Annotated in this window: 13 protein-coding genes; 11 read left to right on the forward strand and 2 right to left on the reverse strand. The window is 44.1% G+C overall.

The features are described 5' to 3' along the window. Positions 1-10 precede the first annotated feature (10 nt). The 6 genes from NSS76_RS06265 (at position 11) to NSS76_RS06290 (ending at position 5,664) form a co-directional block, all read left to right on the forward strand. Positions 11-1,336 (forward strand): dihydrolipoamide acetyltransferase family protein, encoded by a 1,326-nt coding sequence (locus NSS76_RS06265; RefSeq protein WP_073204871.1) that lies wholly within the window; start codon positions 11-13, stop codon positions 1,334-1,336. Between the two features lie 12 nt (positions 1,337-1,348). Beyond that, a complete protein-coding gene (gene lpdA, locus NSS76_RS06270; protein ID WP_213404915.1) occupies positions 1,349-2,731 on the forward strand; it encodes a dihydrolipoyl dehydrogenase in 1,383 nt (460 codons plus the stop codon). A gap of 25 nt (positions 2,732-2,756) precedes the next feature. Then, the gene (locus NSS76_RS06275) at positions 2,757-3,458 is read left to right on the forward strand and encodes an SDR family NAD(P)-dependent oxidoreductase (protein ID WP_243837375.1); all 702 of its coding nucleotides are present in this window, start codon (positions 2,757-2,759) and stop codon (positions 3,456-3,458) included. Beyond that, positions 3,436-4,221, forward strand: coding sequence for an SDR family NAD(P)-dependent oxidoreductase (locus NSS76_RS06280; RefSeq protein ID WP_133744060.1), 786 nt, complete (start codon positions 3,436-3,438; stop codon positions 4,219-4,221). The genes NSS76_RS06275 and NSS76_RS06280 overlap by 23 nt, the downstream gene beginning before the upstream one ends. Before the next feature lie 93 nt (positions 4,222-4,314). Next, the gene (locus NSS76_RS06285) at positions 4,315-5,271 is read left to right on the forward strand and encodes a sugar-binding transcriptional regulator (protein ID WP_024424944.1); all 957 of its coding nucleotides are present in this window, start codon (positions 4,315-4,317) and stop codon (positions 5,269-5,271) included. A gap of 63 nt (positions 5,272-5,334) precedes the next feature. Further along, on the forward strand, positions 5,335-5,664 hold the full coding sequence (locus NSS76_RS06290; protein WP_034281483.1) for a bh protein: 330 nt from the start codon (positions 5,335-5,337) through the stop codon (positions 5,662-5,664). Between the two features lie 174 nt (positions 5,665-5,838). On the opposite strand, the gene NSS76_RS06295 is transcribed toward NSS76_RS06290, so the two are convergent. After that, on the reverse strand, positions 5,839-7,164 hold the full coding sequence (locus NSS76_RS06295; RefSeq protein ID WP_025092292.1) for an APC family permease: 1,326 nt from the start codon (positions 7,162-7,164) through the stop codon (positions 5,839-5,841). Positions 7,165-7,493: 329 nt separating this feature from the next. Between NSS76_RS06295 and NSS76_RS06300 the strand changes: the two genes are divergently transcribed. Further along, positions 7,494-8,450, forward strand: coding sequence for a ring-cleaving dioxygenase (locus NSS76_RS06300; RefSeq protein WP_341081344.1), 957 nt, complete (start codon positions 7,494-7,496; stop codon positions 8,448-8,450). A 32-nt stretch (positions 8,451-8,482) separates the two neighbouring features. On the opposite strand, the gene NSS76_RS06305 is transcribed toward NSS76_RS06300, so the two are convergent. After that, positions 8,483-9,772, reverse strand: coding sequence for a S1C family serine protease (locus tag NSS76_RS06305; protein WP_281237212.1), 1,290 nt, complete (start codon positions 9,770-9,772; stop codon positions 8,483-8,485). A gap of 168 nt (positions 9,773-9,940) precedes the next feature. Here NSS76_RS06305 and proG point away from each other — a divergent pair, with 168 nt between their 5' ends. The 4 genes from proG (at position 9,941) to NSS76_RS06325 (ending at position 13,692) form a co-directional block, all read left to right on the forward strand. Then, the gene (gene proG, locus NSS76_RS06310) at positions 9,941-10,765 is read left to right on the forward strand and encodes a pyrroline-5-carboxylate reductase ProG (protein ID WP_341081349.1); all 825 of its coding nucleotides are present in this window, start codon (positions 9,941-9,943) and stop codon (positions 10,763-10,765) included. Positions 10,766-10,954: 189 nt separating this feature from the next. Next, positions 10,955-11,779, forward strand: a complete 825-nt coding sequence (locus tag NSS76_RS06315) for a M55 family metallopeptidase (protein WP_034623405.1) — start codon at positions 10,955-10,957, stop codon at positions 11,777-11,779. Positions 11,780-11,797: 18 nt separating this feature from the next. Then, the gene (locus NSS76_RS06320) at positions 11,798-12,733 is read left to right on the forward strand and encodes an ABC transporter permease (RefSeq protein ID WP_034623403.1); all 936 of its coding nucleotides are present in this window, start codon (positions 11,798-11,800) and stop codon (positions 12,731-12,733) included. Then, positions 12,730-13,692 carry an ABC transporter permease gene (locus NSS76_RS06325; RefSeq protein ID WP_024424622.1) on the forward strand — a complete coding sequence of 321 codons (963 nt, stop codon included), beginning with the start codon at positions 12,730-12,732 and terminating at the stop codon, positions 13,690-13,692. Before NSS76_RS06320 ends, NSS76_RS06325 begins: the two co-directional genes overlap by 4 nt. Positions 13,693-13,697: the final 5 nt, after the last annotated feature.

Here is a 13,697-nt window from a genome sequence, read left to right on the forward strand (position 1 = left end):
GGAGAAGATCATGCCAAAAGAGATATTTATGCCGAAGCTAAGCAGTACGATGGAAGTCGGCACCTTGCTTCAATGGTTTAAAGAAGAAGGAGATTCGGTTGAAATCGGTGAGCCTCTTTTTGAAATTATGACAGACAAGATCAATATTGAGGTGGAAGCCTATGATGATGGTATTTTTCTAAAGAAATATTATGAAGCCGATGATCAAATTCCAGTTAATGCTGTCATTGGATACATCGGAGAGGCAAATGAACAGGTGCCAAGTGAACCGCCAGCACAATCAGATGAAGATTCACCAGGCAGCAGCGAATCGTCTTCATCAGAAGCGGCTTCATCCAGTTCTACTGAAGCCCCAAAAACACCTAATGAAAAAGTACGTGCCACACCTGCGGCGAGAAAAACGGCAAAGGATCATCATGTAGCGATTCATGAGGTATCTGGCACAGGACCTAAAGGCAGAGTTCAAAAGCGTGACGTCGAGGCGGCCGTCCACTCTAGTGAGAAAGATCAGCGTGTGTCACCACTTGCAGAAAAAGTGGCTGCTCGTGAAGGAATCAATTTAGCGAATGTTGCTGGATCTGGTGCACACGGAAAAATTATGAAGAGTGATGTAACGGCAGCAGCTGCACAAACAGCAGAGTCTTCTCCAGCGAAAACACAAAAACTAGCTGGCATGAGAAAAGTGATTGCTGACCGCATGTCACAAAGTGCCTTTACAGCACCGCACGTGACATTAACAAGTGAAATCGATATGACAAAAGCGAAAGAAGTACGCAAACAGCTATTGCCAGCGATTGAAAAAGAGACAGGCTACAGACTGTCGTTCACAGAAATTATCATTCATGCGGTCAGCAACGTACTCACACGTCACCCGCATATCAATATGACGTTTGAACAAAATGAGCTCCATTTCCATGACGATGTGCACATTGGTCTCGCTGTCGCTGTAAAAGATGGCTTAATGGTTCCAGTCATTTCTCATGCGAACCAAAAAGGGTTAAAACAGCTGACAAAAGAGGCGAAAGAAATCGGCCGAAACGCACGTGATCAAAAACTGCTGCCAGACCAGCTGAAAGGGTCCACTTTTACCATTAGTAACTTAGGGATGTATGCCATTGATACCTTTACCCCGATTATTAATCAGCCAGAAGTGGCGATCTTAGGGGTTGGGCGCATTCAAGAAAAACCTGTTGTAGTAGATGGAGAAATTCAGGTGCGGCCGATGATGGGCGTTAGTTTATCGTTTGATCACCGAGTGGTAGATGGCGCACCAGCGGCTGCCTTTTTAACAGATCTTAAAAAAGTGCTTGAACAACCATTTGAATTGCTAATGTAGGAGATGAATCGGATGACGAAAACGTATGATCTGACAGTCATTGGCGGAGGGCCTGGCGGGTATACTGCCGCCCTTCAAGCAGCTGAGCGTGGACGGAAGGTCGCATTGATTGAAGAGGATTTTCTAGGCGGTACTTGTTTAAATCGGGGCTGTATTCCTTCAAAGACGCTGCTCAAACATGCAGAAGTCATTGAATCAATTGAGAAGGCGAAAAGCTGGGGAATTGAAACAGGTGATTTGGTCCTTTCCTTCGATAAAATGAGAAAGCGCAAAGATGACGTCATTGAAAAGCTCAGAGGCGGAATTGCCTTTTTATTAAAGCAAGGAAAGATTGATGTATATAACGGCAGAGGTACAGCTGTTACAAAGCACCGGATTGAGATTGAAAAGCAAGATGGGGCAGAATCGATCGAAACGAAAGAACTCATCATTGCTACTGGATCTTCACCTGCCGTTCCGCCAATACCAGGCCTTAAAGACATTCAATTTGACACAAGTGATACAATCTTTGACATCCCAGATATTCCGGCTTCTGTCGTCATCATTGGCGGCGGTGTCATTGGACTTGAGCTGGCTTGTATCTTCCAGAGTCTTCAATCAAAAGTCACGATTATCGAAGCGGCTCCGTCTATTATTCCGCAAGAGGATGAGGAAGCATCTAAGCTGCTAGAAAGAGAATTAAAGAAAAAAGGCATCCATATCGCGAAAAAAACCACTGTGACAGAGGTGACGGAAAGCGAAGGAATCAAAGCGGTTCATGCATCAGACGATAAAGGAGAGACGCATATCTTTACGGCTGAAAGACTGCTTGTTTGTGTAGGAAGAAGACCTAGCGTTTCTGCTGTCAGCCAGCTTGACCTTCAGCTGGATGGTCCTTTTATCAAGGTGAACGACAAGATGCAGACAAGCGTGGAAGGTGTCTATGCAGTTGGGGATGTCGCTGGCGGCTATCAGCTTGCTCACGCAGCGATGGCAGAAGCCGCTGTTGCGGTCAGTAATATTTGCGGTGTGTCTGAAAAAATGAACGCTGATATCATGCCTAGATGTATTTATACATTACCAGAGGTAGCAAGTGTCGGTCTGACTGAGAAAGAGGCAAAAGCCAAAGGACTTAACGTGCGGGCAGAACGATTTGATTTAGCAGCAAGTGGTAAAGCACTAGCGGCAGGCGAGCAAACAGGTTTTATTAAATTGGTATACGATACAGCCTATGGTGAAGTGATTGGTGCGACGATGGTTGGCCCGCACGTCACAGAGATGATTTCAGAAGCTTCCTCCTTTATGTATTTAGAAGGAACAGCAGAAGAGATGGCGAAAATGATTCATCCGCATCCGACCATCTCAGAAGGTTTTTATGAAGCAGCACTTGATATCGTGAGTAAGCTGAGAAAATAATGGCCAAACAAGGGATAGGGAGGAGATGCATGTGCACGTCCAGCTTCATCAGAAAGCGGCACTTGTGACATGTAGCACAGATGGATTTGGAGAAGCCATCTGCCTGGCTTTAGCCCGGGCAGGTGCACATGTTTTTTTACACACGTTTCATGATGAATCAAAGGCTAAAACCATTCGTGAAGACATTCAAAAAATGGGCGGTCAAGCGAGTATCATTCAGAACCCGCTGGAAACGCCGCGTGATGCCACACGGATGCTGAGGCAAGTGATTGATACATGCGGTAAACTGGATATTTTGGTCAATCAAGCTGAACAAGGAGCAGACGCGGAGCTTGATGACGTGAGCCCAGATGAGTGGGTAGATGAAGTGGAATCGGCTGTGAATACCGTCTTTCTTTCCAGTCAGGCTGCTGTATGGCATATGGTTGATCAGAAGCAAGGCTGCATCATTAATATATCGTCATCAGGCAGTATCACAGGTGATGGCGGGATCTCACATGCTACATCGAATTCTATGCTGAATGCCATGACAAAAGGGTTAGCGAGAGAATTTAAAGACAAAGGTATCCGGGTGCTTGCGCTGCTGCCGCCGCCTCTCGATTTGGTTCCTGATACAGAGCAAATCAAGGAGACTGTGGCCCATATGACGGTGTTTCTCAGTACATCCTATGGTGCATTTACAGATGGCGCGGCGATTATGCTTGATGGGGGTGAGAGTGCTGGCTAATGTGCAAAAACCAGTTCTCATCGTTGGCGGAGCCCAAGGGATCGGAAAAGAAATTGCTGAGCGATTTTTAAAAGAAGGGCACCAAGTCGCCGTGTCAGATATAGACGAAAAGGGACTTTCGCTCTTAAAGACACAGTATCCCCAGCTGCTGATATTTCAAGCTGACGTTTCATCGTGGGAAAGTGTTCAGCAAATGATATCAGCAGCTGAAAGGGAGCTGGGCGGTATTGCTCACCTTGTGTATTCAGCAGGAATGACAAAATCACTGCCTTTTTTAGAAGTCGATTTTTCACTTTGGAAAAAGACACTGGCTGTGAACTTATATGGTCTTTACTATTGCATTAAAGCGTTGGCACCCTATATGTGTGAGCGGCAGGAAGGCAGTGTTGTCATTATTGGATCGGGATCGGCAATCACCGGATCAGGCGGCGGTATTCAATATTATGCATCAAAAGCAGGGGCTTTTGGATTGATGCGTTCGCTCGTAAAAGAACTAGGTTCGCATCATATACGCATCAATGTGATTGCCCCCCGCGTCATTGAATCTCAAATGCTTGATACGCTCTATCCTACTGTAGAGGAGAAACGGCAGCTGCAATCACTCATTCCCATCGGAAGATTAGGAAAGCCTGCGGATATTGCAGGACTCACTTTATTTCTCACACGTAGCGAGGGGAGTTATTTGCACGGACAAATTATCCTGTTAGACGGAGGGAGAACGTATCAGCCGAAATATACTGAGGGAAAAAGAGCGGAGAGTTAATCGCTCTTTTTGTCATTTTCATAACAATTGTTCCAATTGGAAACGAATGTTTGGTATACTGGTAATCATAGTATATTAAAAGGATGATGTCACATGCTGAATTGGGAAGAAAGACGACAGCTCGTCAAAGTTGCTCATCTTTATTATACAGACGGGTGGACGCAGCAGGAAATTGCAAAAAAGCTCAATGTCTCAAGACCAGTCATTTCAAAGCTCTTACAAAAAGCAAAAGATGTGGGAATCGTTGAAGTGTACATTAAAGACGAAAGCATTCATACGGTGGAACTTGAAAAGCAGCTAGAAACAACCTTTCAATTAACAGATGCGGTCGTTGTCCCAAGTGTCGGGACAATGTCTGAGATGGTGAAGCGGGCAGTCGGTCAAGCAGGCGCCTATTATTTGTCTAAAAACATGAAAAATGCGGAGAAAATCGGTATTTCATGGGGCACGACGCTAGCTGAGCTTGTCAAAGAATATCCTTTTGAACGAAGAAATGATGTGAAGGTCATTCCTTTAGAGGGCGGAATGGGCAGGCAGGCGGTCGACATTCATGCCAATCAGCTGGCATATGAGCTGGCAAAGAAAATGAACGGCACGTGTTCCTATTTATATGCCCCTGCGATTTTAGAAACAGAAGAATTAAAAGAACGGCTTATGGCGATGCAGGACATAGAAGCTGTGCTTGAAGAAGGCAGAAATGTGGATATTGCCCTCATCGGTATTGGCAACCCGCATAAAGGGTCAACTTTAAAAACAGTCGGTTATTTAAAAGAAGAGGACTTATCTGGTTTAAGGCAATCAGGGGCTGTCGGTGATATTGGCTTTCGTTTCTTTGATGGAGAAGGAAAACCTGTCCAAGATGAACTGAATCAGAAGGTCATTGGCTTATCGCTGGAACAATTAAAGAGCGTCAAAACGGTCATCGCTGTTGTAGAAGGCACCCATAAAGCTGAGAGCATTTTAGGGGCTTTAAATGGCGGCTTCATCCAAGTACTGGTGACAGACGAACTAACGGCGGCAGCCATTTTAAAGGAAGCATCCGTTCAATAAAAGACTGGCAGCGTTCGAATGATATAACAAGAGCAACATCAAACGAGAAAGGAGCTGTGTATCTTGAAGCAAACCGAAATGGAAGCAAACCTACACTGTACTCGGTGCCAAGAAGAGACCCTCCACAGCATCGTTTATGTGAATGATCAGATGAAAAGCGTTGAGTGTACAGAGTGTCATCAAAAGATCAGTGTGCAAGTCGACATCATGAAGGAATTTTACAAGGAAGTATACGAGAAAATAGCAACAAAGCCAAAGCGGATCACGCAGGAATATAAGTCGAACCTGAATGGATTTATCTCAAGGCTCCCAATCCGCGTGCTTAGTAAGCCATACCGGCTCATGAGATATTTAAACGAATCATACAAAGTGATCAAACAATATAAAAAATGAAGCAGAGACCGTTTAGCGCTCTGCTTCAGCGTGTAGGCAAACCCTCGCATTTTTTCTCAGTCCTCTGTTCTTGTGCTCACGAATGTCACATTCTCTCCGGTCCGGTACTCGTCTTTCCTACACTGCAAAGGTTTTCTATTACGCTGTAAAGAAGGGAAAAAAGCAGAGCACTGATTAGTGCTCTGCTTTTTTTTGTGCTTTTTTCATATAATAATAAATAGGCAGTCCGGCCATCCCGATCAGCATGGAGATCAGGCAGCTTTTCCAATCGGTGATCATGGTGCTGATTAAAACGAATAATGAACCGATAATCGCAATGATCGGTGTCAGCGGGTAAAGTGGTACACTGTACGCACGCTTCATTCCGCTGTTTTGTTTTCTCAGCTTAAAGACGGCGAAAAAGGCCATGACATAAAAGATGTAGATCATGAAAATCGACACCTCAGACAGTTTCTCTGGATTACTGACGATCATAAACACAATGGCGATCAAAATTTGCACAAATACAGCGATCCAAGGTGTTTTAAACGTTGGGTGAATCCGCGAAATCGCGTTGGCGAAAGGAATCTGCTTTCGCTCTGCCATCGCAAAAATCACACGTGGGAATGAAAGAACCTTTCCGTTCAAACAGCCAAAGATACTGATGATGATCCCAATACTAATGATTTTCCCGCCAATTGGTCCAAAGAGCATGGTAGCAGCAGTGCTTGTCGCATTTTCACCTAACTGGACGATTTGATCAGCTGGCAGCACGTGCAAAAGTGCGACATTAATAAAGAGATAACAAGCCGTCACGATTAAAATTCCGCCTGCCATCGCGCGAGGAAGCAGTTTCTCAGGGTTTTTCATTTCACCACCAAGCGCAGCAAGTAAAATCCAGCCATCATAGGCAAACAGCGTAGCCAAAATCGCTGCACCGAAGTTCATTTGAGCGATACTATCGTTGACGGCCATGAAGATGTTTTCGTTACCTTTCCATATGCCAAACACAATAATCGCGGCAATTGGGACAAGCTTTCCGATAGTAGTCAGCCCCTGAACAAATCCGCCGTATTTTGTTCCCATGATGTTAATGATACATAAAAATAAAACGGTGATAATGCCGATCGTTGTAGACCACAAAGTCGAAAGAGAAAATAAATTGGCTAATAATGAACCAAAATAAAGACCAAGTGCACCAATGATGGCGGGTCCGTAAATAATAATCTGCACCCAGCCGCATAAGTAGCCCCAAAATTCACCATACACTTCTTCAAGATAGGCGTACAAACCGCCGGTTCTCGGGATTTGTGTACCAATTTCAGCGACAGTCAGTCCGCCTGCAAGGGTCAAGATCCCACCTAACAGCCAAGCGAATAATGCGATGTCTGAGCTTCCTGAATAGGAAAGGACGTTGCCTGGCTTCATAAAGACGCCTGACCCGATAATGGTCCCGATGACAAGAGATAGGGCGAAAAATAAGCCGATGTCTTGTTTTAACGCTGGTTGTTCTTTGTTCATTACACACGACCTCCTGCATCACTTTCGTACGTTACTGTGACATGTATTTTGTTCATTGTAATACGATTTTAGGAAAACAAGAATTAAAAAAATTTTCTGATTTTCGTATTTGTATTTAAAAGTGTTCTTTTATTGGAGATATTAGGGTAAATGTTGTGTTAAAAACGAACAATGAAAGTTTATTTTTGATTTAATGTTAATTTAATGACCGAAAACCGAACATCCAGTAAACGTGCAGCCAAATGGTTGACTTTTCTTGAAAAATGAACTATTTTATTCATAAGGATATTATCTCGAATTCGAGATAATTTGAAATAGGAGTGAAAATAATGAAAATCAATGGGATTCACCACGTATCTGCGTTAACAGCCAATGCTCAGAAAAATGTTGATTTCTACCGCCAAATCCTTGGCTTAAAACTTGTAAAGAAAACAGTCAATCAGGATGACCCGTCTATGTATCATTTGTTTTATGGAGATGAGGTCGCTTCACCAGGAACAGAGCTAACATTCTTTGAAATTCCAATGCTTGCCCGCCGTTTGGAAGGGACAAATGCGATCACAAGCACAGGTCTTCTCGTTTCTTCTGAAGAGGCACTCACGTTTTGGGAAAAGCGGTTTGAAGATAAAGGCGTGCAGCAAGAAACAGCTTCCTTGAGAGGCGGAAGACCTGCTTTGCGTTTTAAAGACCCAGAAGGGCAGCAGCTGTTTTTAACAGTAGAACCGAATACGCAAGAGGCAGGCTCACCGCCAGTGCATGACGATATTCCGGCAGAGTTTGCGATTAGAGGTATAGGTCCAGTTGAATTAACCGTTGCAGAAGCTGACAAGACGGTCCGTGTTTTAACGGACATCCTTGGTTTCACTGAAAGAGCACGTGAACAATCAAATGATGGTGAGATCGTGACCATTTTTGAGTCAGGAAATGGCGGTGCTGGAACAGAAATTCATGTGATCGAAAAAACAGAAGGGCCTTCTGAACGTTCCGGCAGAGGAAGTGTGCATCACGTCGCATTTCGCGTGAAGGATGCAGAGGAGCTTGAAAAATGGTATGAAAAAATCTCAAAAGCAGGCTTTACGAACTCTGGTGTTGTAGAACGCTTTTACTTTAAAGCTCTTTACTTTAGAGAGCCAAATGGTATTTTATTTGAAATTTCAACCGATGGCCCTGGGTTTACAGTGGATGAAGGGGTGGACGAACTTGGTGATCAATTAGCCCTTCCGCCGTTCCTAGAGCATAAACGCGCAGAAATTGAACAAAGACTAACGCCAATTCAGTCTTCATAAAAAAACAGCTCATCAACTGAGCTGTTTTTTTATTAGGAACTGACCTGCTTAGATTCAGATTGTGTTAATGTGACCTGCTTTGTTTCTTGTTTTCCATTTCGAATGAGGGTGATGCTCACGGTGTCTCCTACTTTTGCATTCGTGTATAGCTCATGACGTAATTCACTGCCAGTTTTGATTTGTTTCCCATTGATGCCGGTAATGACATCCTCTGACTTTAAGCCAGCTTTGGCGGCAGGTGAACCTGCGGCGATATCTTTGACGTACACGCCTTGATCGAGCTGACTGCTTTTAAGTCCGAGAGTTTCTTTTTGATACACATCTGGAACTTGTTCGAGATCCAGCATGCTGATGCCGATATATGGACGTTCAATTTTTCCTTTTGTGAGAAGCTGATCAGCGATTGGTTTGACATCATTGATTGGCAGTGCGAACCCAATGCCTTCAACACCTGTTTCAGAGATTTTCATACTCGTGATCCCCACAACCTTTCCGTCTGTCGTCAGAAGCGGACCGCCGCTGTTACCTGGGTTAATAGCTGCATCTGTTTGAATGACATTAATGCTGCTTTCGCCTGCTGATGTGTTCATAGAGACTGTTCGGTCGACGCCGCTGACAATTCCTTGTGTCACCGTTCTTGAAAGATCTTCACCAAGCGGGTTTCCGATTGCAATGACGGTTTCCCCAGCACGCAGTGAGGAGGAATTGCCTAATGCCGCCACCTTCGTCACATGACTGCTGCTAATTTCCACAACGGCTAAGTCAGTGAGCGGATCAGCTCCAACCAGTTTTCCTTCAATGGTTTTGCCATCGTGTAAGGATACGGTTAGTTTGTTTGCCCCTTCAATGACATGGTTGTTTGTTAAGATATAGGCTTTATTGCCTGATTTTTTGAAAATGACTCCTGAGCCTGTACCGGTTTCTTCCTCTTGACTGCTTTTGTTTTGCTGTGATTCATCGAAAGGCGTACTGAAATCGCCAAAGCTCGTGTCTGTTTGAGTTTGCGCTTGGTAGTTTGTAATGCCGACAATAGCTGGTGATACATTTTCGACCATACTGGAGATGCTGCTTGATGAATTTGATGTTTGGACGGCTGTTGCTTTTGACGAATTCGTGTGATTTGTCGATACTGCTTCTGTTTTTGCTGCCGAATCATTTGCGGTGCTGTCTGATGAATGCTGAGCATATGGCGTAAGAACGTAGACACCTAACGCTAATGTACCGCCTACAACACCGCTGACAAATGGCTTAAACCAGCCGTTTGGCTTTTTCTGTTTTTGAGGTTGTTCAATTATTTGTTTGTCATCTTTGTGCTCTGTCATTTCAATCACTCTCTTTCAATGATTTTTTCATGTATGTGTTTGGGTGTTTTACCGTATGTGGTGGGGACTGACTTTATCGTATGAAAAAAGTGTGGGATAAAAATGAAAACATTGTGGGAAATTGTTAAAATAAGTAGTAAATCTAAGCAAGATAGAGGAGATTAAACTGTGGAGACAATTGGAATCATTGGATATGGAAGTATGGCTGATATGATGGTGCAAAAGTGGCTGGAAAATGGGGTGCTGGTTGCTCATCAAATCATGATCCATACAAGAAGTGAAACGGAGCGCCTTCATCAGCTCAAAGAAAAGCACCAAGAAATCAACATTTGTTCATTAGACGAACTTTCTGCGTCATGTGATATATTGTTTGTCTGCGTGCCGCCGCTTGCTGTACTAAATGTTCTGGATCAGCTGCCTTCTAAAGGGAGAGCGGTACATATTGTATCAGTAGCAGCAGCTGTGACATTAGAAAAGTTACAGGCGCATACAGCGCAGCCAGTATCCAGATACATCCCAACGCTCACGTCAGCTGTTGGGACAGGCGTGTCCCTTGTTGCGCATGGTGCAGCCGCAGGACGTGAGGACAAGGAGCGTTTGCACCGGCTGCTTTCAGCTTTTAGCATCGTCAGGGAGGTAGAGGAAGACCGGTTTGATGCGGCGAGCAATTTGACAAGCTCATCTCCTGGTTTTATCGCTGCTCTTTTTGAAGAAATGGCGAAAGCGGCTGTGAGAAATAGTGATCTTTCCTTAGAGGAAGCGAATGAATTTTTAACGTATGCCCTTTTAGGAACTGGCCAGATCCTCGTAGAACGAGGCCTAACCTTTGCTGAAACTGTCGATAGAGTGGCGACAAAAGGGGGAATTACAGGAGAAGGTGCTGAGGTCATTCAACAGCAGGCACCTCAGATGTTTGATGATTTATTTACACAAACCATGAAGAAATATGAACAGCTGAAATCGCAGATCAACGAAGCGGATAAACACCACTAAAGACATAGTCAGTGGTGTTTTATTTGTTAAAAAAATCCTTTCTAAAAAAGCCGTTTGACCTGTATTATCTGAGTCTAAACTCCTTATTTTCGGACATTGTATTGAAAAATCAATCAAGTTCTCATATAATTTTTTAGAAAATTTAGAAAAATATACACAAATTTTATGTTTAATTAAAGGGGGATGGGAATGAAGCTCTATCTATCTGTCGATATGGAGGGAATTACTGGTCTAGCTGATCATACATTTGTTGATTCACGCCAGCATAACTATGAGCGTGGCAGACGCATTATGACGGGTGAAGTGAACGCCTGTGTAGAGGCGCTTCTTCAGCATGGTGCCACCGACATTTTGGTCAATGACAGTCATTCTAAAATGAATAATCTTTTGATCGAAGAACTGCATGAAGAGGCAGTTCTCATATCAGGTGACGTAAAGCCTTATTCAATGGTGCAAGGATTGGATCAAACCTATGATGCAGCTGTTTTTTTAGGCTATCATGCAAGGGCATCAATGAAAGGTGTGATGTCACACAGTATGATTTTTGGGGTCAGACATTTTTACATAAATGATCATCCAATTGGTGAAATGGGCTTTAATGCGTATGTTGCAGGCTACTATGGTGTGCCGGTGATTCTTGTTTGCGGGGATGATCAAGCAGCACTTGAGGCAGAAAAGCTGATGCCTGGTGTGAAAACAGTGGCAGTGAAAGAGACCATCTCAAGATCTGCTGTGAAATGCTTACCTCCAGCCAAAGTCAATCAACAAATCTCGCAGCAAGTGGAAGCCGCGATGAAACAGATTGATCAAATGAAGCCGCTGACGCCTCCTGATCAGCCGCTGCTTAAGATTGAGTTTGCCAATTATGGACAAGCTGAATGGGCGAATTTAATGCCGGGTACTGCCATCATAGAAGGAACAACGACGGTGACGTACCAGGCAGACAATATATTAGAAGCCTATCAAGCAATGCTTGTCATGACAGAGCTTGCCGCACGTACAACATTTTGTTAAGTGAGGGGGAGACAGCAGATGGCCAGCTTTTTGCTCAAGCGTTTTATTGCGATGATTGCTACGATCTTAACGATTACGACTTTAACGTTTATTTTAATGAAGGTCATCCCAGGATCGCCTTTCAATGAAGAACGAAATACAAACGAAACCGTCCAGCGAAACCTCGAAAGCTACTATCACTTAGACGAACCACTCTATGTTCAATATGTCATCTATTTAAAATCCATTGTTACCTTTGATTTTGGTCCTTCCATTAAAAAGCCTTCTGAAAGTGTCAATGATCTATTGGCGAGAGGCTTCCCAGTCTCATTAGAACTTGGTCTTATCTCAATATTGATTGCTGTTATCTCTGGCATTCTGCTAGGGGTTATGGCTGCCCTCCGGCATAATGGTTTGATTGATTACATCGCCATGACGATTGCTGTATTCGGTATATCCATTCCAAACTTTATCTTTGCTACCTTATTAATTCAGCAGCTTGCTGTCAATTTGCAGCTCTTTCCTACAGCGATGTGGACAAGTCCAATGCATATGGTGCTGCCTACAATCGCCCTTGCTGTTGGCCCAATGGCCATTATCGCCAGGTTAACGAGGTCAAGCATGATTGAAGTGCTGTCGCAAGACTATATCCGTACGGCCAAAGCAAAAGGACTTTCTCCTTTTAAAATTGTATTTAAACATGCGCTTCGAAATGCACTTTTACCCGTTGTGACCATTCTTGGAACACTTGTCGCAAGTATTTTAACAGGAAGTTTTGTCATTGAAAAAATATTTGCCATTCCTGGAATGGGAAAATACTTTGTCGAGAGCATTAACAACCGTGATTATCCTGTCATCATGGGAACCACTGTTTTTTACAGCATTATTTTAATCACACTTCTCTTCATTGTCGATGTGGCGTATCGTCTCCTTGATCCAAGGATTCAGCTGCATCAGAAAGGAGGAAAGGCATGAGTATACACCTTCAGCATGATCCACCGAACAGGCATCCTGAAGTGCCGGACGAATGGTTTTCTCCTCGAGAGCAAAAGAAAACAGAAGCCCATGCCATTAAAAGACCCTCTCTTTCCTATTGGGCAGATACATGGAGGCGGCTGAAGCAAAATAAGCTTGCGATGTTTAGTCTATCGGTTCTGATTTTTCTTTTTGTCATGGCAGTCTTAGGTCCATTGCTTGCGCCAAATAGTGTGACAGAGCAGCGTCTTTCGATGCAAAATCTGCCGCCCTCGGCTGCTCATTGGTTTGGAACAGATGAGCTTGGACGAGATGTGTTTACTCGGACTTGGTACGGAGCTCGCATTTCGTTATTTGTGGGTGTTATGGCAGCCTTGATTGATTTTGCCATCGGTGTGATTTATGGGGGCATAGCCGGCTATAAAGGCGGACGCTATGACCATGTCATGATGCGGATTGTCGAGGTGCTCTACGGACTCCCTTATTTACTTGTCGTCATTTTATTGATGGTGCTCATGGGCCCAGGGCTTGTCACCATTATTGTAGCGCTCACTGTCACCGGATGGATTGGAATGGCAAGAATTGTGAGAGGTCAGGTTCTTCAGCTGAAAAGCCAGGAATATGTCCTTGCCTCAAAGACCTTTGGTGCCAAAAGCCTGCGGATCATTCGCCGCAACCTGCTGCCGAATACGATGGGGCCGATTATCGTCCAAATGACCCTGACTGTGCCGACAGCGATATTTGCTGAAGCGTTCTTAAGCTTTCTCGGTTTAGGTATTCAAGCACCATTTGCAAGCTGGGGCGTGATGGCCAATGATGCTTTGCCGACTGTGCTGTCAGACAATGGACATTGGTGGCGTTTATTTTTCCCGGCATTTTTTATTTCACTCACGATGTTTTGCTTTAACAATTTAGGTGATGGCTTGCAAGATGCGCTTGATCCAAAGATGAAGAGGTGATGGCG

It is taken from the genome of Bacillus sp. FSL R5-0654 (genome assembly GCF_038008745.1).
GTDB lineage: Bacteria > Bacillota > Bacilli > Bacillales > Bacillaceae > Bacillus > Bacillus safensis.